Annotated in this window: 25 protein-coding genes; 21 read left to right on the forward strand and 4 right to left on the reverse strand. The window is 71.0% G+C overall.

Annotated features, from left to right (window positions below):
- The first annotated feature begins 3 nt into the window (after positions 1–3).
- A complete protein-coding gene (locus FHX68_RS00075) occupies positions 4–531 on the forward strand; it encodes a dihydrofolate reductase (protein WP_174799091.1) in 528 nt (175 codons plus the stop codon).
- Between the two features lie 24 nt (positions 532–555).
- On the opposite strand, the gene FHX68_RS00080 is transcribed toward FHX68_RS00075, so the two are convergent.
- Entirely contained in the window at positions 556–924 is a 369-nt protein-coding gene (locus tag FHX68_RS00080) for a hypothetical protein (RefSeq protein WP_141379880.1), read from the reverse strand.
- Positions 925–1,197: 273 nt separating this feature from the next.
- Here FHX68_RS00080 and FHX68_RS00085 point away from each other — a divergent pair, with 273 nt between their 5' ends.
- The 19 genes from FHX68_RS00085 (at position 1,198) to dapF (ending at position 20,374) form a co-directional block, all read left to right on the forward strand.
- Entirely contained in the window at positions 1,198–1,962 is a 765-nt protein-coding gene (locus FHX68_RS00085) for an SDR family NAD(P)-dependent oxidoreductase (RefSeq protein WP_141379881.1), read from the forward strand.
- A gap of 219 nt (positions 1,963–2,181) precedes the next feature.
- Entirely contained in the window at positions 2,182–3,054 is an 873-nt protein-coding gene (locus tag FHX68_RS00090; RefSeq protein WP_141379882.1) for a DUF559 domain-containing protein, read from the forward strand.
- A gap of 103 nt (positions 3,055–3,157) precedes the next feature.
- Positions 3,158–4,135 carry a 4-hydroxy-tetrahydrodipicolinate synthase gene (gene dapA, locus FHX68_RS00095; protein WP_141379883.1) on the forward strand — a complete coding sequence of 326 codons (978 nt, stop codon included), beginning with the start codon at positions 3,158–3,160 and terminating at the stop codon, positions 4,133–4,135.
- A gap of 64 nt (positions 4,136–4,199) precedes the next feature.
- Positions 4,200–5,876, forward strand: coding sequence for a ribonuclease J (locus FHX68_RS00100; protein WP_141379884.1), 1,677 nt, complete (start codon positions 4,200–4,202; stop codon positions 5,874–5,876).
- Between the two features lie 154 nt (positions 5,877–6,030).
- Positions 6,031–6,735, forward strand: a complete 705-nt coding sequence (locus FHX68_RS00105) for a hypothetical protein (RefSeq protein WP_141919992.1) — start codon at positions 6,031–6,033, stop codon at positions 6,733–6,735.
- Between the two features lie 57 nt (positions 6,736–6,792).
- A complete protein-coding gene (locus FHX68_RS00110) occupies positions 6,793–7,287 on the forward strand; it encodes a GNAT family N-acetyltransferase (protein WP_141379886.1) in 495 nt (164 codons plus the stop codon).
- 398 nt (positions 7,288–7,685) lie between these two features.
- A complete protein-coding gene (locus FHX68_RS00115) occupies positions 7,686–10,388 on the forward strand; it encodes an FtsK/SpoIIIE family DNA translocase (RefSeq protein ID WP_141379887.1) in 2,703 nt (900 codons plus the stop codon).
- A 9-nt stretch (positions 10,389–10,397) separates the two neighbouring features.
- Positions 10,398–10,973 (forward strand): CDP-diacylglycerol--glycerol-3-phosphate 3-phosphatidyltransferase, encoded by a 576-nt coding sequence (gene pgsA, locus FHX68_RS00120; RefSeq protein WP_141379888.1) that lies wholly within the window; start codon positions 10,398–10,400, stop codon positions 10,971–10,973.
- Positions 10,970–11,524 (forward strand): CinA family protein, encoded by a 555-nt coding sequence (locus FHX68_RS00125; RefSeq protein ID WP_229661626.1) that lies wholly within the window; start codon positions 10,970–10,972, stop codon positions 11,522–11,524. The genes pgsA and FHX68_RS00125 overlap by 4 nt, the downstream gene beginning before the upstream one ends.
- A 199-nt stretch (positions 11,525–11,723) precedes the next feature.
- Complete coding sequence (locus tag FHX68_RS00130) at positions 11,724–12,041, forward strand: helix-turn-helix domain-containing protein (protein ID WP_141379889.1); 318 nt, start codon at positions 11,724–11,726, stop codon at positions 12,039–12,041.
- A 1-nt stretch (position 12,042) separates the two neighbouring features.
- Entirely contained in the window at positions 12,043–12,267 is a 225-nt protein-coding gene (locus FHX68_RS00135) for a DUF3046 domain-containing protein (protein ID WP_141379890.1), read from the forward strand.
- Between the two features lie 283 nt (positions 12,268–12,550).
- Positions 12,551–13,606 (forward strand): recombinase RecA, encoded by a 1,056-nt coding sequence (gene recA / locus FHX68_RS00140; protein ID WP_141379891.1) that lies wholly within the window; start codon positions 12,551–12,553, stop codon positions 13,604–13,606.
- Positions 13,606–14,361, forward strand: coding sequence for a regulatory protein RecX (locus FHX68_RS00145; protein WP_141379892.1), 756 nt, complete (start codon positions 13,606–13,608; stop codon positions 14,359–14,361). Before recA ends, FHX68_RS00145 begins: the two co-directional genes overlap by 1 nt.
- 130 nt (positions 14,362–14,491) lie before the next feature.
- On the forward strand, positions 14,492–15,466 hold the full coding sequence (locus tag FHX68_RS00150) for an ABC transporter ATP-binding protein (protein WP_244926818.1): 975 nt from the start codon (positions 14,492–14,494) through the stop codon (positions 15,464–15,466).
- Positions 15,463–16,341 carry an ABC transporter permease gene (locus FHX68_RS00155; RefSeq protein ID WP_141379894.1) on the forward strand — a complete coding sequence of 293 codons (879 nt, stop codon included), beginning with the start codon at positions 15,463–15,465 and terminating at the stop codon, positions 16,339–16,341. The genes FHX68_RS00150 and FHX68_RS00155 overlap by 4 nt, the downstream gene beginning before the upstream one ends.
- A gap of 74 nt (positions 16,342–16,415) precedes the next feature.
- Positions 16,416–17,981 (forward strand): tRNA (N6-isopentenyl adenosine(37)-C2)-methylthiotransferase MiaB, encoded by a 1,566-nt coding sequence (miaB, locus tag FHX68_RS00160; RefSeq protein ID WP_141379895.1) that lies wholly within the window; start codon positions 16,416–16,418, stop codon positions 17,979–17,981.
- A gap of 37 nt (positions 17,982–18,018) precedes the next feature.
- The gene (gene miaA / locus FHX68_RS00165; RefSeq protein ID WP_141379896.1) at positions 18,019–18,963 is read left to right on the forward strand and encodes a tRNA (adenosine(37)-N6)-dimethylallyltransferase MiaA; all 945 of its coding nucleotides are present in this window, start codon (positions 18,019–18,021) and stop codon (positions 18,961–18,963) included.
- Positions 18,960–19,451, forward strand: a complete 492-nt coding sequence (locus FHX68_RS00170; RefSeq protein WP_141379897.1) for a GNAT family N-acetyltransferase — start codon at positions 18,960–18,962, stop codon at positions 19,449–19,451. Before miaA ends, FHX68_RS00170 begins: the two co-directional genes overlap by 4 nt.
- A 35-nt stretch (positions 19,452–19,486) precedes the next feature.
- Positions 19,487–20,374: a diaminopimelate epimerase gene (dapF, locus tag FHX68_RS00175; RefSeq protein ID WP_141379898.1), complete on the forward strand. Its 888-nt coding sequence runs from the start codon at positions 19,487–19,489 to the stop codon at positions 20,372–20,374.
- 32 nt (positions 20,375–20,406) lie between these two features.
- Here dapF and FHX68_RS00180 read toward each other — a convergent pair whose 3' ends face one another.
- Positions 20,407–21,384, reverse strand: coding sequence for a Dyp-type peroxidase (locus FHX68_RS00180; protein WP_141379899.1), 978 nt, complete (start codon positions 21,382–21,384; stop codon positions 20,407–20,409).
- Positions 21,385–21,388: 4 nt separating this feature from the next.
- Entirely contained in the window at positions 21,389–22,036 is a 648-nt protein-coding gene (locus FHX68_RS00185) for a class I SAM-dependent methyltransferase (protein ID WP_141379900.1), read from the reverse strand.
- An 83-nt stretch (positions 22,037–22,119) separates the two neighbouring features.
- On the opposite strand from FHX68_RS00185, the gene hflX reads away from it, so the two are divergent.
- Positions 22,120–23,685: a GTPase HflX gene (gene hflX, locus FHX68_RS00190; RefSeq protein ID WP_141379901.1), complete on the forward strand. Its 1,566-nt coding sequence runs from the start codon at positions 22,120–22,122 to the stop codon at positions 23,683–23,685.
- Here hflX and FHX68_RS00195 read toward each other — a convergent pair.
- Entirely contained in the window at positions 23,682–24,683 is a 1,002-nt protein-coding gene (locus FHX68_RS00195) for an IS481 family transposase (protein ID WP_141919996.1), read from the reverse strand. The genes hflX and FHX68_RS00195 overlap by 4 nt on opposite strands.
- Between the last annotated feature and the right edge of the window lie 6 nt (positions 24,684–24,689).

Genomic DNA, 24,689 nt, shown 5'->3' on the forward strand with positions numbered 1-24,689 from the left:
ACTGTGCGTCCGGGATCGACCGTGCGGCTGGGGCTGATCTGGGCCGAGGCCCGCGGCGGCGTGATCGGGCGGGACGGCGGCATGCCGTGGCACGTGCCCGAAGACCTCGCGCACTTCAAGGAGGTCACGTCGGGACATCCGGTGATCATGGGGCGCCGCACCTGGGAGTCGTTCCCGGCACGGTTCCGGCCGCTGCCGGGGCGCCGCAACATCGTCGTGACGAGGTCGGATGCCTGGGCCGCCGGCGCCGACGCGGCCGGTGCCGAGCGTGCGGGCTCGCTGAGCGAGGCGCTGGCGCTCGCCGGTGACGTGCCGGAGGTGTGGGTGATCGGCGGGGCGGGACTGTTCGCCGAGGCGATGCCGGTGGCATCCGTGCTGGAGGTCACCGAACTCGATCTCGAGATCGCGGACGGCGACACGTTCGCCCCGGATCACGCCGGCTGGCGGGTCGCCGCCGCGTCGCCCGACGAGGGATGGGCGATCTCGCGCACGGGGGTGCCCTACCGGTTCCTCACGCTGCTGCGGCGCTGAGCCTGCGCCCCGAGCGGATGCGGTTCACACCGGATCCAGCTCGACGAGGTAGCCCGAGAAGAGCTCCACGGGGCCCGACGGCGGTTCGTCCGCTTCATGGACGAGGCGGGTCTTCTCCTCGGCCGCGGGATCGGGCGCCGTCGTCGGAACGCGGGTGACCGGGACGGTCCGCACCGCGCCGGGCACGGGCGTGAGGGTGACGGTGTAGGGCTTCGGGGGACCGATCGTCCAGGCCAGGCGTACCTCACCCGCGTCGTCACTGTCACCGCGCGCCGCGCGTTGGAGCTCGGCGAGCTCGGCCTCGTGCTCCGCCTGCCGCTCCGCCAGATCGCGGGGGTCGCGCGGCTCGTGCCGCACGGTGTGACCGAGGTAGATAGCCTCGATCCCGCGCACGCGGCCGCGAACTGCCGTCGTGGGCGCATCGTCCGCCCCCCACCTGGTGGTGCGTCTCGTGCGCGTCGACGCTCGCGCCGCGCTCGCCGTATTTCTCGCGGACCCAGGCATCCGGCGCCACGACCTGCAACTCGACCTCGTCGCCCGCGATGAAGGCGTCGCCGCAGCACGCCCATTCCACTCCGAAAGGTGCACAAGCATGCCCCGACCCTACGCACGTTCGGCGCGCGGGGTCCACGTGTGCGGCTCGGCGCGGGTGGGTACCCTGGCCGCATGGCCAAGACGGCACTCATCACCGGAGCGAGCTCGGGCCTCGGAACGGAGTTCGCGCGGCAGCTCGCCGCCCGCGGCGCCGACCTGGTGCTGGTCGCGCGCGACGAAGCGGCTCTCGGTCGGCTCGCCGGCGCCCTGCGCGTCGCGCGCGGCGTCGAGGTCGAGGTGCTCGTGGCCGACCTCACCGACGACGCGGGGCTCGACGCCGTGGCATCCCGTCTCGCCGATCCGGAGCGGCCCGTTGAGGTGCTCGTCAACAACGCCGGGTTCGGCCTCGACCTCGACTTCGCCGCGAACGATCTCGCCGACGAGGAGCGCCACCTCGACCTGCACGTCCGCGCGACGATGCGCCTCTCGCACGCGGCGCTCGGCGCCATGCTCGCGCGGGGACACGGACGCATCATCAACGTGGCATCCGTCGCCGCCTTCCTGCCACGCGGCACCTATGGCGCCGTCAAGGCGTGGATCGTCTCGTTCAGCCGGTGGGCGAACGCGGCCTACGGCCCCCGCGGGATGACGGTGACGGCGGTCTGCCCCGGCTTCACACACACGAACTTCCACGAGCGTCTGGGACTGCCGCCGGGGCAGGAGGGCATCCCGCCGTTCATGTGGCTGGATGCGGCGGAGGTCGTCCGCGGGGGGCTCCGCGACGCGGCGCACGGCAAGGCCGTCTCGATCCCGTCGCTGCGCTACAAACTGCTCATCGGCGCCGCGCGCCTCGTGCCCGCCCCGCTCGCCGCCCGCCTCGCCAAATCCGGCCGCTGACCCCGCCCCGCACCGCCTCTCGCACCCCTCCACCCCCAAGCGTCGGGCCGCTGGTGCTGGAGTCGCCCGGAGTGGCACCCGGCACAACACCAGCCCCACCTCTCCGACGGATGATGACCCGTCGTCGCCGCCTCCTCCCCAACGGACGGATATCGGCAACGGTGCACAGATCGGGGCTCGGGCGTCCCGCCGCATGCCGCAGAGCTCGATTCTCGGAGGATGACTCCTGCCGCCATCGCCAACCACCTGTCCATCCGAGGTGGCATCGGACGGGGTCGCGGGGTGCTGCGGGCCGGGGCGTCGCGGGACGACCTGCGCCGCGCCGTCGCGCGCGGCGCGATCGTCCGGGTGCGAACGGGCGTCTACTGCCTGCCCCACCTCCTCGCCGAGCAGCAGACGGCCGCCGCGCACGGCGGAGAGGTCGCCTGCGCGAGCGCGCTGCGGCGGATCGGCGTCTGGCTGCTCGACGACGACGCGCGGATGCACGTGTGGGTCGGCTCTCACGGACGGGCCTTTCCTCACACGGGATGCCACTGCGTGACGCACCGCGACGACGGCGTCTCCGCGTTCGGGCAGGTCGGCATCGTCCAGGCGCTCGTACAGCTCGCCTCGTGCCTCGGCGACGAGGCGTTCTTCGCCGCCTTCGAATCTGCCTGGCATCTGGGCCTTCTGGGGCGAACGGAGCGGGCCGAGGTTCGCGCGGGGTTGCGGGCAGGTCAGCGGTGGCTCGTCGACATCGCCCGTTCCGACGCGGAGAGCGGGCTCGAGTCGCTCCTCCGGCTCCGGCTGTTGCGCCTCGGGATCACGGTGCGATGCCAGGTCTGGATCCGGGATGTCGGCCGCGTCGACTTCCTCATCGACGGCGTGCTCATCGTGGAGTCCGACGGCCGCGAGGGCCATGCCCGCGAGGCGGAGCGCCACAAGGATCTCCTCCGCGACGCGCGCGCCGCCGCGGCCGGATATGAGCGACTTCGCTTCGACTACGCGCTGATCGTCCACGACTGGCCGGTCGTCGAGGCGGCCATCGTCGCGACGCTGCAGCGGCTCCGCCTCGCCAGACGTCGGACCGGTGGGGCGGGTGTGCACCGGTGAGTCCCGGCTGTCGACTCCTGCACCACCGCTCCGACGGCTGATGACGCATCCACGAGTGAATGCCCGGAGGAGAACCTGCCGCGCCAACCGATAGCCTGGAACCATGACGCACTCGGGCAATCCGTTCGGACAGGTTCTCGTCGCACTCGTCACTCCGATGACGGCCGACGGCGAGGTCGACTGGCGCGCCGTCGAGAAGCACATCGACGACGTCATCAGCGCGGGCGCCGACGGCGTCGTCGTCACCGGCACCACGGGGGAGACCTCCACCCTGACCGACCCCGAGAAGCTGAAGCTCGTCGAGGTCGGCAAGTCGGTCTCCGCCGGCCGCGCCAAGATCATCACCGGCGGCGGCTCGAACGAGACGGCGCACGCCATCGAGCTCTACAAGGCGAGCGAGAAGGCCGGCGCCGACGGCATCATGATCGTCACGCCGTATTACAACAAGCCCACCCAGGCCGGCATCCTCACCCACTTCCGCCTCGTCGCCGACGCCACCGACCTCCCGGTCATCCTCTACGACATCCCCGGGCGCACCGGCGTGCCGATCCGCTACGAGACGATCCTGCGCCTCGCCAAGCACCCGAACATCCTCGCGATCAAAGACGCCAAGGGCGACTTCAGCGAGGTCAGCCGCGTGCTGAACCAGACCGACCTGATGTACTTCTCCGGCGACGACGCCAACGCCCTCCCGCACATGGCGATCGGGGCGACGGGCCTCATCGGCGTGACGGCGAACATCACCGCCGCGCCGTACCGCGTGATGGTGGATGCCGTGAACCGCGGCGATCTCGCCACCGCGACCGCCGCTCATCAGAGCCTCGAACCGCTCGTCCGCGCCGTCATGACGCACGTGCCCGGCACGGTCAGCGCGAAGTACATCCTGCACGGCCTCGGCCGCATCTCGAGCCCCCGCGTCCGCCTGCCCCTCGTCGGGCCGGAGGAGTGGGAGGCCGCACTCATCGAAGACGAGCTGGCGCTCGTCAGCGGCGTCGACGGCGCCGACTTCTCCAACTTCCGTCCCGACCGCAATGCGGCCGCGGGCGGAGCGCTGCCCAAGGTGCACGGCACGACACGCTGACACCGCACGACCCCGAAGAAACGCGGATGCCGGATTGACCCCGGCGCCCCGAAGGAGGCATCCGATGCCCACGAACGTCTACGACCCGCCCGCCCTCGAACGCGGCACTCTCCGCGTCACGCCGCTCGGCGGTCTCGGTGAGATCGGCCGCAACATGACCGTCTTCGAGTACGACGGGAAGCTCCTGATCGTCGACTGCGGCGTGCTCTTCCCCGAGGAGCACCAGCCCGGCGTCGACCTGATCCTGCCCGATTTCGAGCCGATCAAGAACCGGCTCGACGACGTGGTGGGCGTCGTGCTCACGCACGGCCACGAAGACCACATCGGCGCGGTTCCGTACCTGCTGAAGCTCAAGAGCGACATCCCTCTCATCGGCTCGAAGCTCACCCTCGCGCTCGTCGAGGCGAAGCTCAAGGAGCACCGCCTCAAGGCCTACACCCTGACTGTCGAAGAGGGTCAGGAGGAGCAGGTCGGTCCGTTCGACCTCGAGTTCGTCGCGGTGAACCACTCGATCCCCGACGCGCTCGCCGTCGCGATCCACACGGATGCCGGGACGGTGCTCGCCACCGGCGACTTCAAGATGGACCAGCTGCCCCTCGACGGGCGGCTCACCGATCTCCGTGCCTTCGCGAGCCTCGGCGAGGACGGCGTCGACCTCTTCCTCGTCGACTCGACCAACGCCGACGTGCCCGGCTTCACCCCGCTCGAGCGGGCCATCGGCCCCGTGCTCGACCAGGTCATCGCGAAGGCGCCGCGCCGCGTGATCGTCGCGAGCTTCTCGAGCCACGTGCACCGCGTCCAGCAGGTGATCGACGCGGCCGCGGCGAACGGCCGTCGCGTCGCGTTCCTCGGCCGTTCGATGGTCCGCAACATGACGATCGCCGAGGATCTCGGCTACCTGCACGTGCCCGACGGCGTGCTCATCGACTACGAGAAGGCCAAGGACCTGCCCGACGACAAGATCGTCTACATGTCGACCGGGTCGCAGGGCGAGCCGATGGCCGTGCTCTCGCGCATGGCGAACATAGACCACGCGATCGAGGTCGGCGAGGGCGACACGGTGATCCTGGCATCCAGCCTGATCCCCGGAAACGAGAACGCCGTCTACCGCGTGATCGACGGGCTCACCAAGCTCGGGGCGAACGTCGTGCACAAGGGCAACGCCAAGGTGCACGTCTCGGGGCACGCCGCCGCGGGCGAGCTCCTCTACTGCTACAACATCCTGCAGCCGCGTAACGTCATGCCGGTGCACGGCGAGTACCGGCACCTGATGGCCAACGCGAAGCTCGCGCAGGACACGGGCATCCCGGCGGAGAACACGATCATCGCCGAGAACGGCACGGTCGTCGACCTCCGCGGCGGCGTCGCGAAGGTCGTCGGTCAGCTCGCCCTCGGCTTCGTCTACGTCGACGGCTCGTCCGTCGGCGAGATCACCGACGCCGACCTCAAGGACCGCCGCATCCTCGGCGAGGAGGGCTTCATCTCCGTCATCGTCGTCGTCGACGCGGCGACCGGTCGCATCATCACGGGGCCCGAGGTGCACGCCCGCGGCTTCGCCGAGGACGACAGCGTCTTCGACGACGTCAAGCCGAAGATCGCCGCGGCGCTCACCGAGGCCGCGCAGTCGGGCGTCCGCGACACGCACGCGCTGTCGCAGGTCGTCCGCCGCACGATCGGACGATGGGTCAACCAGCGGCTGCGCCGCCGCCCGATGATCGTGCCGCTCGTCATCGAGGCCTGAGCGCGTGTCCTCGCGGAAGGCGCCGCGGTGCCGGCGCTCTCTCGGGGACGTCCTCCCGGTCACGCGCAGACGGTTCGATGAGGCCCTCGACGAGGTGCGGAACTCCCCTGCGCGGCTGACACCGCCGTCCCGCCGCGGAGGACGCGACTTCTGGGTGAGCATAGCCGCTGTTGCGGTCAGCATCGTCGCGCTGATCGCGGTGATCGTCCAAACCGGAGCGACGCAGGATCAGGCGCGAGCGGCCGCCGACGCTCTCGACGCGCAGACGCGGATGACCGATATCCAGTCGATCGGGTCGGTGGTCCTCACCTTCGACGCGGATGGACTGGTTGTCGCCAATCGAGGCGGGATCAGTGCGCCGCCGGTGGGCGTCTGGCTTCTCACGCGCAGCGGCGAGAACCACGTCAGCGAAGTCACCGGAACGTTGGGCGGCTTGCCGGCATGCTCGACGACGCAGCTGCCCGCGGAGCTCCTGCGCTCCGCGCGCGAACAAGGCGACACGAGCGGCCGTGAGTTCGATCCGAGCGCCGCGAGCGATCGAGAAGCGTACCTCGCGCTCCAGGCGCCGTCGGGTGCCCGGTTTCTGCTCGCAGACACCGGCTACTTCGCGTCGATCGACACAGACGCCATCCTCGAGACTCCTCAGTCGCAGACGGAGCCGTATCACCTCACCGTCGATCCCTTGAGCGTGCTGCGGTCCTCACGGCTCTGGGAAGTGTCGGCGGACACGTATTGGGAGGGCGCCGACAGCGTCTCGACCTATCAGTTGGACCCTTCGCTCGCGATCCAGGGGGCCGTCACCGGGTACGGGCCCACCATCCGTATCGACCGCGACAGCGGCTGCGCCGCCGCCCCATGATCGTCCCGCTCGTCATCGAGGCCTGAGCCGCGGCGGCGGAGCGCTAGCATCGGCTCCATGCCCGTCAGCTTCCGTGTGCGCCCCGCGACGCAGGCCGACGGCACGTTCCTCGGCGACATGGTCGTCGAGGCCGCGAACTGGCGGCAGGGCGGCGCCCGCCCGCGGCACGAGGTGCTGACGCACCCCGACCACAACCGCTACATCTCGGGGTGGATGCGCCCGGGTGATGCCGGCTTCGTCGCGGTCGATGCGCAGGACAGTCCCGTCGGCGCGGCGTGGTATCGGATGCTGCCGCGCACCGACCCGGGCTTTGCCTACGTCGGAACCGGTGTTCCCGAACTCATCATCGGCGTGCGGCCGATCTGGCGCGCGCACGGCGTGGGGCGTGCTCTGCTGCAGCGGCTGTGCGAGCACGCCCGGGCCCAGGGGCACGGGCGCATCAGCCTGTCGGTGGAGCGCGGTAACTTCGCGCAGACCCTCTATCGCAGCGAGGGCTTCGCGGTGACGCAGGCCGGTCACGGCCGCGACACCATGGTCAAGCGCCTGCGCTGATTCGCCCGCGGCCATCGCGTGCGGTGATTGTCGTCGGATCGCGCCCGAGGCGAGGCGGTCTGCCGAGCGGAGGCGGTTGCTGCGGCATCCTGCCTGCTCTGGGCGGGTTGCCTGTTCCGGGCTGGGTGCCTGCGGCCATCGCGTGCGGTGATCCGCGCCCGAGGGGAGGCGGTCTGCCGAGCGGAGGCGGTTGCTGCGGCATCCTGCCTGTTCTGGGCGGGTTGCCCGCGCTGGGCGAGTTGCCTGTTCTGGGCGGGTTGCCTGCGCCGCGCGGTTGCCTGCGCCGGGCGGTTGCCTGCGCCGGGCGGGGCGGGCACTCCTGATCGGATGCCGGGGCAGGCCCGGCTCGGGCCACGTCAATCCGCGGATCCGGGCGTCCCTGCGCCTACCGTGGAGTAATGGCACGATCCACGAGCACGCCCACGAACGCCCGCGCGTCCGCGAAGGGCTCATCGACCCGTGCCCGCAAGCCCGCACCGGCTCCCACGAAGTACGTCGACGACACCGACCGCCCGCCGGTCGCCGTCCGCGCATGGCTCGGCGTCGCGCACGGCGTCGGCGGCATGTTCCGCGCCTTCGGCCTCGAGACGCTCGAGAAGGACCAGCGCCGGGACGGCTTCCCGTTCCTGCTCGTCGTGCTGGCCGCGCTCGGCGCCGTCAACGAGTGGTTCTTCATCGGCAACGACGTCGCGACGCAGATCAGCGCCTACACCGTGGGGCTGTTCGTCGGCCGGGTCGCGTTCATCATGCCCGTGCTCCTGCTGGTGCTGGCGGGTTGGCTGTTCCGGCATCCACCGTCCATCCACGACAACGGCCGCATCGGCATCGGTTTCGGACTGTTCGTCCTGTCCATCGCGGGCTTCTGCCACGTCGCGGGCGGTCGGCCGCAGCCCTCGCAGGGGATGCCGGCGCTGAGCGCCGCGGGAGGCCTGTTCGGGTGGACGATCGGCGAGCCGCTGTCGCTGCTGACCACGATCGGCGCCTACGTGCTGCTGGGCGCCCTGACGCTCTTGAGCGTTCTCATCCTCACCAAGACCCCGCCGAATCGCATCGGTCGCCGTCTCGGCGATCTGTACTCCTGGATGTTCGGCGCCGAGCGTCCCGAGGCGGCCACGACCGATGTGCCCACGGTCGCCTTCGGCGAGGCGGAGGACGCCCCGGACAAGGAGCTGCCGTGGTGGCGCCGCAACAAGTCGGGCCGAGAGGAGGACGTCGACGGTCACCTCGGCTCCGATGATCTGACCGCGCTGCTGGACACCACCGGCGACGGCGGCTTCGAGCAGGCCGTCGCGATGCCGGGGCCCGTGCCGCCGGTGCCGCTGCCGGACGCGCCGACGGAGATCATCGATCCGGCCGTGATCGCCCACGCGAAGAAGGCCGCCCGCCGTGCCGACACCGGCATCCGCGAAGACAGCGGCGAGATCATCCTCGACGACGGCATCCTCCCGGGCATCTCCGCCCTGGGCGACGACCACGACGGCCAGCCGCCGCAGGCGCCGTACCGGCTTCCCTCGGTCGCCGCGCTCGCGCAGGGCGACCCGCCGAAGGCGCGGTCCGAGGCGAATGATCGGGTGGTGGCGGCCATCCGAGGCGTGTTCGAGCAGTTCGGCGTCGATGCCCGCGTGACGGGCTTCTCCCGCGGACCGACAGTGACGCAGTACGAGATCTCGCTCGGCCCCGGCGTCAAGGTCGAGCGCATCACGGCGCTGACCAACAACATCGCCTACGCCGTGGCATCCAACGAGGTGCGGATCCTCGCGCCCATCCCCGGCAAGAGCGCGATCGGCGTCGAGATCCCGAACACCGACCGCGAGATCGTCACGCTCGGCGACGTGCTGCGCTCGCCGGCCTCGACGAGCCAGACCCACCCGATGACGATCGGGGTGGGTAAGGACGTCGGCGGCGGCTACGTCGTGGCGAACCTCGCCAAGATGCCCCACCTGCTCGTGGCCGGCTCGACCGGATCGGGCAAGTCGAGCTTCGTGAACTCGATGATCACGAGCCTCCTGATGCGCGCGAAGCCGTCCGAGGTGCGGATGGTGCTCATCGACCCGAAGCGCGTCGAGCTGACATCGTACGCCGGGGTGCCGCACCTGATCACCCCCATCATCACGAACCCGAAGAAGGCGGCCGAGGCGCTGCAGTGGGTCGTGAAAGAGATGGACATGCGCTACGACGACCTCGCGTCGTTCGGGTTCCGGCACATCGATGACTTCAACCGCGCCGTCGTCGCGGGGGAGATCAACCTGCCCGTCGGCAGCGAGCGGGTGCTCAAGCCCTATCCGTATCTGCTCGTCGTCGTCGACGAGCTCGCCGACCTGATGATGGTCGCCCCGCGCGACGTCGAGGACTCGATCGTGCGCATCACGCAGCTCGCGCGCGCCAGTGGCATCCATCTCGTGCTCGCCACGCAGCGCCCGTCGGTCGACGTCGTCACCGGTCTCATCAAGGCGAACGTCCCCTCCCGGCTCGCGTTCGCGGTGACGAGCGTCACCGACTCGCGCGTCATCCTCGACCAGCCCGGCGCCGACCGCCTGATCGGTCAGGGAGACGGACTCTTCCTGCCGATGGGGGCCTCGAAGGCGCTCCGCGTGCAGGGCGCGTGGGTGGCCGAGAGCGAGATCGAGAAGGTCGTCCACCACGTCAAGAACCAGGCGCGCCCGGAGTACCGCAAGGACGTCGAGGCGGTCGCCGAGAAGAAGGAGATCGACGCCGACATCGGTGACGACCTCGAGCTGCTGCTGGCGGCGGCCGAGCAGATCATCTCGACGCAGTTCGGCTCGACGTCGATGCTGCAGCGGAAGCTCCGGGTCGGGTTCGCGAAGGCCGGGCGCCTGATGGATCTGCTCGAGTCGCGCGAGATCGTCGGTCCCTCCGAGGGCTCGAAGGCCCGCGACGTGCTCGTCACGCCCGACCAGCTGCCCAAGGTGCTCGCCCGCCTCCGCGGCGACGACCCGCCCGCGCCGGCGGCGTCCGCCGCGTCCGGCGGTGGAGACCCGTACGGCGCGGACGCGGTGGACGCGCAGTTCGACGGATACGAGGTCGTCGAGTCCGACGAGTCATCCGAGGATGCCTGGGGGCTCACCGGGCGCGACCAGTAGGCTCGGCTCGTGGCGATCCCCCGGCAGCTCCCGAACGCGATCACGATCGTGCGCATCCTGTGCGCGCCGGTCTTCCTGTGGATGCTGCTCGCCGACGGCGGTCAGGACGGACCGCTGCGCTGGTGGGCGGCGATCCTGTTCATCGTCGCGATCGCGACCGACGGCATCGACGGCTACCTCGCCCGCAAGTACGAGATCGTCACCGATCTCGGAAAGCTCCTCGACCCGATCGCCGACAAGGCGCTGACCGGCTGTGCGTTCGTCGGGCTCTCGATCCTCGGCGAGCTGCCCTGGTGGGTGACGATCGTCGTGCTCGTGCGCGAGGTCGGCATCACCGTACACCGGCTGGTGGTGGCGAGCGATCACGTCGTCGCCGCCGCGTGGATGGGCAAGCTCAAGACCGTCGCGCAGGCCGTCGCCCTGTCGCTCGCCCTGTTGCCGCTGTGGACGATCGTGGGCGACTGGATCCACGTCGTCAACACGATCGCCATGTGGATCGCCGTGATCCTCACCGTCGCGAGCGGCATCGACTACGTCGTCACGGAGGTCCGCGGCGCGCGCCGCGGCCGGCAGGCGGCGCGGTGAGCCCGGTGAGCTCGCTGCCGGGGCTTCCCGAGCTGCCCGACGACCTCGAGAACACGCAGGTGTCCGTGGGGCGGCAGAGTGAGCCCGAACGGCTCGTCGCGCGGCTGGGGGAGCTCGGCTGGACCGTCGCGGTCGCCGAATCGCTCACCGGCGGCCTCGTCGTCTCGTCGATCGTCTCGGTTCCGGGGTCGTCCGCCGTGCTCCGCGGGGGAGTGGTCGCCTACGCGACCGACGTGAAGGCCGCGCTCCTCGGCGTCGACGAGACCCTGCTGAGCGCGCACGGCCCCGTGCACCCGCGCGTCGCGCGTCAGATGGCCGACGGCGTGCGCCGCGCCCTCGGACACGACGGGCTGCCCGCGGATGTCGGCATCGCGACGACCGGGATCGCCGGGCCCGTCTCGCCCGACGGTCAGCCAGTCGGCACCGTGCACGTCGCCGTCTCCACGCCGCTCGGCTCGCGGGTCGAGTCGGTGCAGCTCTCCGGCGACCGCGCCGCCATCCGCGCCGAGGCCGCGGCGCTCGCGGTGCGGATCGCGCTCGAGGCGCTCTGACGACTCCGTCTCGTGGAGGGGCGCGACGCACTTCCGGCCACGACGGCGGGGATGGCCGCGGGGAATACGCGGTGTGACATCCCTGTTACGAATGGTGATTCCCACCCATTCCCCAGCACTCGGGGTTTAGGGTGACGTGCAAGAGCTGTACTGCATCCCGACCGGGACGCGGAGTCACTGTCAGAGGAGGGGGCCCGACATGATCCTGGTTCGTCAGGAAATCGGCGAAGTCCTGCGCGACTTCCGCCTGCAGAAGGGGCGCACCCTCCGCCAGGTGGCGGGGCGCGCCAGCGTCGCCCTCGGCTACCTGAGCGAGGTTGAACGCGGTCAGAAAGAGGCATCCAGCGAGATCCTCGCCTCGGTCGCCGACGCGCTCGATGTGCCCATCTCGACGATCATGCGCGAAGTGGGCGACCGCATCTCGGTGCTCGAGGGCCTGCAGGTCTTCCCCGACGTCGTGCCCGACGACCTCGCCGCGCTCGACCGCGACATCCAGTCGCAGCTGTCGCTGCGCTGACGTGCGGCGCAGCGAGTTCCAGCGCGCCGTCGACGACGAGTTCGGACCGCGCGCCGCGTTCGTGGTGACCGACCTGTCGCTCTCCGGCGTCGGCTATCGCACGGCCGCGCAGGCGATCGATGACGGCGTGCCGATGCGCGACGTCTGGCTCGCGCTCTGCGTCGAGACCGACGTGCCCGAGTCGCGCCGCCACGGCGTGGGACTGCTCGACCCGCGCCGGCCGTAGCGGGCCTCGACGCGACGGCGTGTCGTTCCAGCGTGTCGTCGTACTTTTGTTCGAGGCAGGCATAGGCTCCTCCACAAGAGGCATCGTGGAGAAGTTGTCCACCGTTTCGCCGCATCCCTCGCTCGATCATCCGTCGATGTCGGAGGGTGTTCGTAACGTGGACAGCGTCATCACGACACCTCCGCCTTGTCGCACCGAACTCCCGTCGGGAGCAAGGGCGGCAGCCTACAGGCGACGGACACCCCGACGCGGCGTAGCCGCGCAGAGCACGAAGGAGCACGTCATGCCCTCACCCGCAGACCGCGAGAAGGCCCTCGAATCGGCCCTCGCCCAGATCGACCGGCAGTTCGGAAAGGGCTCGGTGATGCGCCTCGGCAGCGACGAGCGCGCACCCGTCGCCGTGATCCCCACCGGGTCCATCGCCCTCGACGTCGCCCTCGGGGTGGGTGGCCTGCCGCGCGGCCGCATCGTCGAGATCTATGGACCGGAGTCGTCGGGTAAGACGACCCTCACCCTGCACGCGATCGCCAACGTGCAGCGCGCCGGCGGCATCGCGGCGTTCGTCGACGCCGAGCACGCGCTCGACCCCGACTACGCCCAGAAGCTCGGCGTCGACATCGACCAGCTGCTGGTGTCGCAGCCCGACACCGGTGAGCAGGCGCTCGAGATCGCCGACATGCTGGTGCGCTCGGGCGCGATCGACCTCGTCGTGATCGACTCGGTCGCCGCCCTCGTGCCGAAGGCCGAGATCGAGGGCGAGATGGGCGACTCGCACGTGGGTCTCCAGGCGCGCCTCATGTCGCAGGCGCTGCGCAAGCTCACCGGTGGCCTCAACCAGACCGGCACCACGATGATCTTCATCAACCAGCTGCGCGAGAAGATCGGCGTGTTCTTCGGCTCGCCCGAGACCACCGCCGGTGGCAAGGCGCTGAAGTTCTACGCGTCGGTGCGCCTCGACATCCGTCGCATCGAGACGCTGAAGGACGGCACCGAGGCAGTCGGCAACCGCACGCGCGTCAAGGTCGTGAAGAACAAGATGGCCCCGCCGTTCAAGCAGGCCGAGTTCGACATCCTCTACGGCGTGGGCATCTCGCGCGAAGGATCGCTGATCGACTTTGGCGTGGAGCACGGCCTCGTGAAGAAGTCGGGCGCCTGGTACACGTACGACGGCGAACAGCTCGGCCAGGGCAAGGAGAACGCCCGCAACTTCCTCATCAAGAACGCCGACATCGCCGCCGACATCGAGACGAAGATCAAGCAGAAGCTCGGCATCGGCCAGCCGAAGGTCGTCGAAGAGGCCGCGCCCGTCGCCGACCTCGCCGAGCGACGCCCGGCGTGATGAGCGACGGCGACGACCGTCTCGCCCCCGTGATCCCCCTGTTCGGCGGGGCGGCTCCGGCCGCACCCGCCGAGCGGGGAGTCGCCGGGCGCGGGGCGGGGCCGGCGCACCGTGGGGACGCGGATGTCGTGAACGCGGGCGGTGTGGATGCGGCGCTGGCGCCCGACGGCGATGAGCGGGCCGCCGCCTGGCATCCGACGTGGACCGCGCAGGTCGCCGACCTCGGCGGTCAGGATGACGAGCCGGAGGGCGACAGCGCCGACGAGAGTGCCGCGGCGGGCGAGGCGGCGCTCCTGCGCAAACTGCGCACCCGCTCGCTGTCGGTGCGCGAAGCGCGCGGTGTGCTCCGCGAACGGGAGGTCGACGAGGCGTCCTCCGACGAGATCGTCGAGCGGTTCGTCGGGCTCGGCTACCTCGACGACGCGAAGCTCGCCGAGCAGCTCGTGCACACGGCCGTCGACCGCAAGGGTCAGGGGCGCCGCGCCGTCTCGCAGACGCTCTCGCAGCGCGGCATCCCGCGCGAGGTCGTCGACGCGGTGCTCGCGGAGCTGCCCGACGACGAGTTCGAGCGAGCGCTCGACTTCGCGCGGCAGAAGGCCAGGTCGATGCGCGACCTCGACCGCGAGGTGGCGCTCCGACGGCTCAGCGGTCAGCTCGCCCGGCGCGGGTACGGCGGCGGAGCGCTGGCGGCGGCCCGTCAGGCGCTCGACGAGGCATCCCGTCCTCAGCCGCGCGGAGTGCGCTTCGACGGCTGAGCGAACGACGCCAGGCGCGGATCCACCCCGCGTCTGTCAGACTCACCACACGTGCAGGTCAGCGTGCACGTGACGCCCTGACGGGGTGCCCTGATGGGACGCTCTTGCGGGGCGCTGTGGCGGAGAGGGGGTGGCGGTGTCGATCGAGGTCGACGGACTGGTCAAGTCATACCGCTCCGTGCGCGCGGTCGACGACGTGAGCTTCTCGGTCCTCGACGGACAGCTGTTCGCCTTCCTCGGCGCCAACGGCGCGGGCAAGTCCACGACGATCGGCTGCCTGACGACGCTCCTCCGCGCCGACGCCGGCTCGATGCGGGTCGCGGGCCACGACGTCCGCACCCAGGCCGAGGCCGTCCGCGCGGCGATCGGCGTGGTCTTCCAGCGCTCGCTCCTCGACGACGGGCTCACCGTCCGCGAGAACCTGCGGCTGCGGGCCACGCTCTCCCGCGTCCCGCGCGGCCGGTTCGCGAGCCGCCTCGCCGAACTGTCCGCCCTGATCGAGCTCGACGAGGTGCTCGACCGCCCGTACGGGCGGCTCTCCGGCGGTCAGCGCCGGAGGGCGGACATCGCCCGCGCTCTGCTGCACGAGCCGGCGACTCTTTTCCTCGACGAGCCCACCGCCGGTCTCGACCCGGCCAGCCGTGTTGCGGTGTGGTCCGCGATCGCGCGTCTCAGACGCGACCACGGCCTGACCGTGTTCCTCACGACGCACTACATGGAGGAGACCGAAGAAGCCGACCAGGTCTGCATCATCGACGCGGGCCGGCTGGCGGCGTCCGGCACGCCGACGCAGCTGCGCGCCCGCTACAGCCGCAGCATCCTCAGCATCACGACCTCCGATCCTGCGGGGCTCCTGGCCGACGCGGGCCCGGCCGCGGCGAGCGTCGAGATCGACGGCGACATCGTCGCGGTCGCGGTCGCGGGCGCCGACGACGCGCGCCGTATCCTCGCCGCGCACGGCGACCGCGTGCGCGATTTCGAGTTCCGCCACGGACGCATGGACGACGTGTTCCTCGCGCTCACCCGAGTCCGCACCGCCACGGGCGATGCGACCGAGACCGACGCCGAGGCCGACGCCGACGTGAAGGCCGAGGGCGACGGATGAGCATCGTCCTCGCGATCCTGTCGCGCAACCTGCGCCTCTTCTTCCGCGACCGGATGAACGTCTTCTTCTCGCTGCTGAGCGGGCTCATCCTGTTCTTCCTGTACACGCTGTTCCTCGCCCGGCTGCAGGTCGACGGGCTGGCGACGACGCTGCCGGATGCCACGGAGGCGCAGATCACGGCGTTCGTCGACAGCTGGATGCTCTCCGGCATCGTCCTGCTGACGACCGTCACCTCGGGGATCGGCGCCCTGTCGACGCTCGTCGACGACCGGGCCTCCGGCCGCTTCGCCGACTTCCTCGTCGCGCCCATCCGGCGCACTCACCTCGTGCTCGGCTACCTCGTCTCGGCGATCGTCGTGTCGATCATCATGTCGTCGGTCATCCTGGTGCTCACCGTCGTCTACCTCGGCACGGTGCGGGAGGTCTGGCTCGGTCCCGAGGCGATCGCCGCGAGCGTCGGGGTGATGATCCTCTGCTGCGCGGCCTTCACCGCGCTCGCGGCCTTCGGCGCCTCGTTCCTGCGCACGGCGGGCGCCTACTCCGCGTTCGCGACGGTGCTCGGCACCATCCTCGGCTTCATCGCCGGCGCCTACATCCCGGTGGGGTCGCTGCCCGGGCCCGTGGCATCCACCATCAACGCGCTCCCGTTCGCGCAGGGCGCGATGCTCCTCCGCCGCCCGTTCACGCACGACACCCTCGACGCCGTCACCGGCGGCAACGCCACCGCCGCCGAGAGCCTCCGCACCTTCTACGGGATCGATCTGTACGTCGGCTCGGCGATGGTGCCGGTCTGGCTCGCCGTCGCGGTGCTCGCCGCGGTCGCCGTCGGCTTCACCGCGCTGTCGGCCGGACGCATCCGCGCGCTCCTGCGCTGAGCGCCCGGCACACGGTCGGAGCACCGGCACGCGGCCAGCTTCGGCGCGCGACCGGCTCGTACAATGGTGCGATCATGACTTCTCCGTCCGCCGCCCCCACACTGATCGCGCCGTCGCCGGCCTCCGTCGCCGCCGACGGCCGCGCGCGCACCTACGAAGTGCGCACCTTCGGCTGCCAGATGAACGTGCACGACTCCGAGCGCCTCTCCGGATCGCTCGAGAGCGCCGGTTACGTGCGTGCCGAGGCGGGCTCCGAAGCCGACGTCATCGTGATCAACACGTGCGCCGTGCGCGACAACGCGGCGGGCAAGCTCTACGGCACGCTCGGGCACCTCAAGAGCCGCAAGGACAAGCACGAGGGCATGCAGATCGCCGTCGGCGGCTGCATGGCGCAGATGGACAAGGATGCCGTGCAGACGAAGGCCCCCTGGGTCGACGTCGTGTTCGGCACCCACAACATGGGGTCGTTGCCGAGCCTGCTCGAGCGCGCGCGTCACAACGGCGATGCCGAGCTCGAGATCCTCGAGGCGCTCGAGGTGTTCCCGTCGACCCTCCCGACCAAGCGCGACTCCGTCTACAGCGGCTGGGTGTCGATCTCGGTCGGCTGCAACAACACCTGCACGTTCTGCATCGTGCCGCACCTGCGCGGCAAGGAGAAGGACCGCCGCCCGGGCGACATCCTGAACGAGATCCGCCTGCTCGCCGACGACGGCGCGATCGAAGTCACCCTGCTCGGCCAGAACGTCAACAGCTACGGCGTCGAGTTCGGCGACCGGCAGGCCTTCGGCAAGCTGCTGCGCGCCGCGGGCGAGATCCCCGGGCTCGAGCGCATCCGCTTCACGAGCCCGCACCCCGCCGCCTTCACCGACGACGTCATCGACGCGATGGCGGAGACCCCCGCCGTCATGCCGCAGCTGCACATGCCTCTGCAGTCGGGCTCCGACCGCGTCCTCAAGGCGATGCGCCGCTCGTACCGCAGCGAACGGTTCCTCGGCATCCTCGATCGTGTGCGCGCCCGCATGCCGCACGCGGCGATCACGACCGACATCATCGTCGGATTCCCCGGCGAGACCGACGAAGACTTCGAAGACACGCTGCGCGTCGTCGAGCAGGCCCGCTTCGCGAGCGCTTTCACCTTCCAGTACTCGATCCGCGAGGGCACCCCCGCGGCGACCATGGAGAACCAGGTTCCCAAGGCCGTCGTGCAGGAGCGGTACGAGCGGCTCGTCGCCCTGCAGGACCGCATCAGCCTGGAGGAGAACCAGAAGCAGGTCGGCCGCGAGGTGCAGGTGCTGATCTCGGCGGGGGAGGGCAAGAAGGATGCCACGACGCACCGTCTCACCGGCCGCGCCGAGGACGGCCGCCTCGTGCACGTCGAACTGCCCGTGGGCAGCGAGAAGCCGCGCCCCGGCGACGTCGTGACGGTGACGATCACGCAGGCCGCCCCGTTCTACCTGCTCGCCGACAGCCCCGACGGCGCCCCGCTGCAGATCCGGCGCACCGGCGCCGGTGACGCGTGGGACCGCACGCAGGCGGAGTCGTGCGGCGTGCCCGCTCCGGCCTCGACCGGCGCGTCGGTGACCGCGGACGGGCGCCGCGCCGTCGGCCTCGGCATCCCCACGCTGCGCGTCGGGCCGTGACGACGCCCGTCGCGCGCCGCCGGCGAAGCCCGGCGCGGTGAGCGATCAGGGCACGCCCGAGCGCGCCGACGGCGCGCGTCTGTGGGCGGTGGTCGGCGCGACCGGCACCGGCAAGACCGACCTGTCGCTGCGGCTCGCGCAGACCCTCGCGGCGCGCGGACGCCCGGCCGAGATCGTCAACGCCGATGCGATGCAGCTGTACCGCGGCATGGATGTCGGGACGGCCAAGCTTCCCGAGGCGGAGCGCCGAGGCATCCCGCACCATCTCTTCGACGCGCTCGACGTGACCGACGAGGCCGCGGTCGCCTGGTATCAGCCGGCCGCCCGGCAGGCGATCGAGGGCGTCTTCGCCCGCGGTGCCGACGCGATCCTCGTGGGCGGGTCGGGACTGTACGTCTCGAGCGTGATCTTCGACTTCCGCTTCCCGCCGCACGACGATGCGGTGCGCGCGCAGCTCGAGGCCGACCTCGAGCAGCACGGCGCAGCGGCGCTGTACGCGCGCCTGCAGAACGCAGACGCCGCCACCGCCGCCCGCGTCGATCCACGCAACGGCCGCCGCATCGTGCGCGCCCTGGAGGTGCTCGCTCAGGGCGCCGCGACGCACGGCGCGGCCCTGCCCGAGAGCCCCCCGCTCTGGCATGTGCCCACGACGATCATCGGCGTCGCGCTCGAGCGGGCCGCGCTCGTCGAGCGGCTCGACCGGCGCGTCGAGGGCATGTGGCGCGGCGGCATGCTCGAGGAGGTCGCCCGGCTGCAACAGGTCGGGCTCGAAGGCTCGCCGACCGCAGGCCGGGCCATCGGCTACGCCCAGGCTCTGGCGCAGCTGCGTGGTGAGCTGACCGAGGCCGAGGCCATCGCGCAGACGCAGGCGCTCACCCGGCGCTACGCCCGCCGTCAGGTGTCGTGGTTCCGCCGCTACGACGGCATCCGGTGGACGGATCCCGCCGCGGATGCCGCTGACCTGGCAGACTCGCCCGAATGAGCATCGAGATCCGCCCCTTCCAGATGGCCGACACCGAGGCGACGGTCTCGCTCTGGCAGGAGACCGGTCTGTCGCGGCCGTGGAACAACCCCTATCAGGACATTCGCCGCAAGCTCACCATGCAGCCCGAGCTCTTCCTCGTCGCGGTGGACCGCGGCGAGGAACTCGACACGGGCGATGGCGAGGCCGCCGGCGTCGGCGATGGCATCGGTGCTCAGGCTCCCGGCGAGCTCGTCGGCACGGTGATGGCCGGGTACGACGGGCACCGCGGCTGGCTGTACTACCTCGCGAGCGCCCCGGCGCGCCGCGGCGAGGGGATCGGTCGCCGCCTCGTCGAGGCGGCCGAAGAGCGACTGCTCGAGCTCGGCTGCCCGAAGGTGCAGCTCATGGTGCGCCCCGAGAACGGCGGCGTGCACGCGTTCTACGGCGAGCTCGGCTATGAGCCGTTCGACACCTGGACGACCGGAAAGCGCCTGATCGCCGACTGAGCTCCGTCTCTGCTGCGCGCCCTAGACTGAACCGCATGCCGCAGACCGTCGCGTTCACCAAGGGCCAGGGCACCGGCAACGACTTCGTCATCATCCCCGACCCCGACGGTGCGCTCGCCCTGAGCGACGCGCAGGTCGCCGCGCTCTGCGACCGTCGGTTCGGCATCGGCGCCGATGGCACGCTCCGCGTCGTCCGCTCGGCGGCGCTCGTCGAGGGCGCCGCGACGCCCGACGCGGAATGGTTCATGGACTACCGCAACGCCGACGGCTCGGCGGCGGAGATGTGCGGCAACGGCATCCGCGTGTTCGCGAAGTATCTGCTCGAGGCGAGACTCGCGACCCTCGACGATGCGCCGCTGCTCATCGGCACCCGCGCCGGCACCAAGCGCGTCACGCGCAACGACCTGGGCTTCGAAGTCGATCTCGGCTTGTTCGCGGTCGACGACTCGGAGATCGTCGTGCACGCCCGCGGGCTCGATGTGCCGCGCCCCGGCGTCGGGATCGACGTCGGCAACCCGCATATCGTGATCGCCCTCGGCGACCCCGCCGAGCTCGACGCCCTCGACCTCACCGTGCAGCCGGTCGTCACCCCCGCCCCACCGCACGGGACGAACATCGAGTTCGTCGTGCCCGCCGCCGCGCGGCACGCGCAGGGTCCCGGACTCGTCCGCGCCGGTGTCGGTGCGATCCGCATGCGGGTGTTCGAGCGCGGTGTCGGCGAGACGCTCTCGTGCGGCACGGGGGTCGCCGCTTCGGCGCTCGCCGTGCGCCATTGGGCGGGAGCCGGCGCCCCGGACGAGTGGTCGGTCGAGGTGCCCGGCGGCACCCTCGGTGTCCGCGTCGTCGCCGAGCGCGACGGCGACCACGTGCTGCTGTCGGGACCGGCCGCGCTCGTCTACTCCGGCGAGGTCGCGCTGGCCTGAGCGGTCAGCGTCCGGGCCCGCCCCGGCAGCCGTCAGTCGCCGAGCCCGGCGAGCAGACTCGCCGGCGGCACGAAGAAGACACCGCCGGTGAGGGCGGTCGACGCGTCGAGCAGCCGGTCGTGCTTGCCGGGCGGGTCGCCGATGAACATACGCTCCAGCATCCGTTCGATCACCCACAGCCGCGCCGTGTAGCCGATGAAGTACGTGCCGAACTCGCCGTGCCCGGGAGAGCCGAAGGGCATGTTGTCGCGCAGGATGTCGTGCTCGACGCCCGCGTCGTCGGTGATCGTCGAGAGGGTCTTGTGCGACTTCTGCTCGGATGCCCCGGCGTCGGCCAGCTCGATGTTGTCGAGCTTCGTGCGGCCGATCACCGCCTCCTGCTGCTCGGTGGAGAGCCGGTTCCACGCGGCCAGGCTGTGCACGTACTTCTGCACGACGAGGTAGCTGCCGCCGTGCGCGTTCGGGTCGGCCTCATCCGAGGCATCCACGAGCGTCGCGGCCGGAAGCGCATCGCCGACCGGGTTGGCGGTGCCGTCGACGAAGCCCAGCAGGTCGCGCGCATCGAAGTAGCGGAACCCGATCGTCTCGTCGACGACGGTGACCGCGCCGTGCAGCCGGTCGAGCAGCTGGCGTTCCAGTTCGAAGCACAGGTCGCGCCGGTTCGCGCGGATGTGCACGAGCAGGTCGCCGGGCGTCGAGGGCGCCGTGTGCACCGCGCCGACGACCTCGCGGAACGGGTGCAGCTCCGCCGGGCGGGGTGCGCCGGTGACGACATCCCACACGGCGCTGCCGATGCCGATGGTGCAGGCGAGCGCGGCATCCAGGTCGCGGAAGGCGACGTTCTTGGTGATGTCTTCGAGGTCGGCCAGCACCCCGCGCACCGTCGCAACCGAGTCCGAGCCGGCCGAGACGTCGGTCAGGGCGAGGGTGAGGAGCACCGCCGACGAGGTGAGCGGGGCGTCGACCCGCTGCGGCTCGATCGGCACCCGACGCTGAGCGCTCTGGTCCATGTCGTCACACCTCCACGATGTCGACAGGCGCGGTGCGCACCGCCCCGTGGCGGCGCACCTTGAGCACGCGGAAGCCGCGTGCGGTCGCGGAGCGGGCGACCGAGTAGCCATCGTCGAACGTCGCCGCGATCCACCGCTGCAGCGAGTCGGATCCGAGGTTGCGCTGCACGACGAGCCAGGCGTCGCTGCGCTCCTCAAGCCGCGGCAGCCAGCGCCGCAGCAGGCCGTGCAGCTCGTTCTTGCCGACCCGGATCGGCGGATTCGAGCGGATCGTGCGGAAGCTGACGTCGTCGGGAACATCGTCGGGCAGCACGGCGTTGACGTTGTCGAGGCCCCACGCTTCCGCGTTCCGACGCACGAGGTCGAGGGCGCGCTCATTGACGTCGACGGCCCACACCGTCGCGTGCGGCGACTGCGTCGCCAGGCTGAGCGCGATCGGGCCCCACCCGGAGCCGAGGTCGAGCAGGTGACCGCCCGGGGGCGGGGGAGGCGTGTTCGACAGCAGCACCGCCGTGCCGCCGTCGACGTGGTCGGGGCTGAACACCCCGCCCGCGGTCGTGACCTCGCCGCTGTGGCCCGCGAGGGTCACCGAGATGCGGCGGAGGTGCTCGGCGCTGGACGGGGATGCACTGAAGTAGTGATCACTCGCCATGAGATGCGAGCGTACCGGAGCCGTGGCACGCCGTGGGAGGGTGCGAACGGCTAGACTGCAAGGCTCATCACGAAAAGGATCGAATGACACACACCACCGGCACGAGCGACACGAGCGACATCAGCGGCACCGACGAGGGTGCGCTGCTCGACTCCGACACCGAGCGCCTGCCGATCGACCCCGTCGACCGGGTGCTCGCGCGCGCGGAGACGCGCTCCGGCATCCACGTGTTCGGCGCCGCGCAGGCTCTGCAGGATGCCTCGACGGTCGCCTACGGCGACACCGACGGCGACCAGTGGGATCGCGAGGAGCGCGCGGCGCTCCGCCGCGTGCCGGGGCTGTCCACCGAACTCGAAGACGTCACCGAGGTCGAGTACCGCCAGCTGCGGCTCGAGAACGTCGTGCTCGTCGGCGTCTACCCGCAGGGGTCGCAGGACGACGGCGAGAACTCGCTGCGTGAGCTCGCCGCGCTCGCCGAGACCGCCGGCGCCGTCGTGCGCGACGGCGTGCTGCAGCGCCGCCCGCACCCCGACCCGGCCACCTATGTCGGCCGTGGCAAGGCCGCCGAACTGCGCGATCTCGTCGCGGCGGTCGGCGCCGACACCGTGATCGCCGACACGGAGCTCGCGCCCAGCCAGCGGCGCGCGCTCGAAGACGTCGTGAAGGTGAAGGTGATCGACCGGACCACGGTCATCCTCGACATCTTCAGCCAGCACGCCAAGAGCCGCGAGGGCAAGGCCCAGGTCGAGCTCGCTCAGCTCGAATACCTCCTCCCGCGCCTGCGCGGCTGGGGCGAGTCGATGAGCCGGCAGGCCGGTGGCCAGGTCGGCGCGGGCGGTGCGGGAATGGGTTCGCGCGGTCCCGGTGAGACGAAGATCGAGCTCGACCGGCGGCGCATCCGCACGAAGATGGCGCAGCTGCGTCGTCAGCTGCGCGACTTCGCGCCTGCCCGTGAGGCCAAGCGCGCCGAGCGCAAGCGCAACACGATCCCGGCAGTCGCGATCGCCGGGTACACGAACGCCGGCAAGTCGAGTCTGCTGAACCGGCTGACGCGGGCGGGGGTGCTCGTCGAGAACGCGCTGTTCGCGACGCTCGACACGTCGGTACGCCGCGCCGAGACTGCCGACGGCCGGGTGTACACGCTCACCGACACCGTCGGGTTCGTGCGGAACCTGCCGCACCAGCTCGTCGAGGCGTTCCGATCGACGCTCGAAGAGGTCGGCGACGCCGACGTGATCGTGCACGTCGTGGATGCCTCGCACCCCGATCCGGCCGCCCAGCTGCAGACGGTGCGCGATGTGATCGGCGACGTGGGTGCGCGCGACCTGCCCGAGATCGTCGTGTTCAACAAGGCCGACCTCGTCGACGACGACACGCGTCTGGTGCTCCGCGGCCTCGCGCCGCAGGCGCTGTTCGTGTCGTCGCGCACCGGCGAGGGGATCGACGAACTGCGCGAGACGATCGAGCGCACGCTGCCGCTGCCGGCGGTCGAGGTGCGCGCGGTGGTGCCGTACGACCGGGGCGACCTGGTCTCGGCGGTGCACGAGCACGGCATCATCCTGAGCCAGGAGCACGGCCCCGACGGCACGTTCCTGCACGCGCACGTGCCCGCGATTCTCGGCGGCCGCCTCGCGGCCTACGCCGTCTAGCTGTACTTCCCCGTGAGGTTGTGAACGCGGGCTGAGGGGGTCTGGCCGCCGATCCCGGTGTGGGGTCTGTGGTGATTGTAGTGATGCAGCCAGGTCTCGTAGGCCGCGGCTCGCTCTGCTTCGCTGGCGTAGGGCTTGGCGTAGGCCCATTCGGCGGCGAGGGTGCGGTTGAAGCGTTCGACCTTTCCGTTGGTCTGTGGCCGATACGGCTTTGTCCACTTGTGCTTCACGCCGTCGCCGAGCGCGTCCGCGAACGCGTGTGACCGGTAGCACGCGCCGTTGTCTGTCATCACGGCGGTGACCGTGACTCCGAGGCTCGCGAAGAACGCGTTCGCGCGGGTCCAGAACCCTGCCGCGGTCTCCTTGCGTTCGTCGTCGAGGATCTCCGAGTACGCGACTCTCGAGTTGTCGTCGACGGCGTGGTGCAGATACCGGTAGCCGCGGGAGCCGGCCGCTCCTGCCCGTGCGGCCTTGTCACGGACGGATGCCGCGGCACGGTCCTGCGCCGATCCGCGGCCGAAGGCGCGCCAGCCGCCGCCATCAGGGATCCGGCCCTGCTTCTTGATGTCGACGTGGATCAGCTGGCCCGGTCTTGCGACCTCGTACCGCTTCGGCGTCGGCTTTCGGACTGGCAGCCCGGTGGCCTGATCGATGTTCACGAGCTTCGGCATCCCATACCTGGCCAGCACCCGGCCGACCGTCGAGCGGGCAAGGCCCAGGTGATACGCGATCCGGTGCGGACCCCACCGGCGGGTGAACCGCAACGACACGATCCTCCGCTCCGTCTTCCGCGGGAGCCGGTTCGGCGAGGTCTGCGGCCTCGAGCTGCGGTCCGTCAACGGCAGCCCGGCCCGATACCGGTCGACCCACCGTTTCGCCGTCGCGGGCGAGCACTGGAACCGTTCCGCTGCCCGCCGCAACGACCAGCCCCGATCCACGACGAGGACAGCAAGACGACGACGCCCTTCCGGCGTCAAAGGCGCGTTAGCGTGAGACACGATGAC

The organism is Microbacterium lacticum, assembly GCF_006716815.1.
GTDB classification, from domain to species: domain Bacteria; phylum Actinomycetota; class Actinomycetes; order Actinomycetales; family Microbacteriaceae; genus Microbacterium; species Microbacterium lacticum.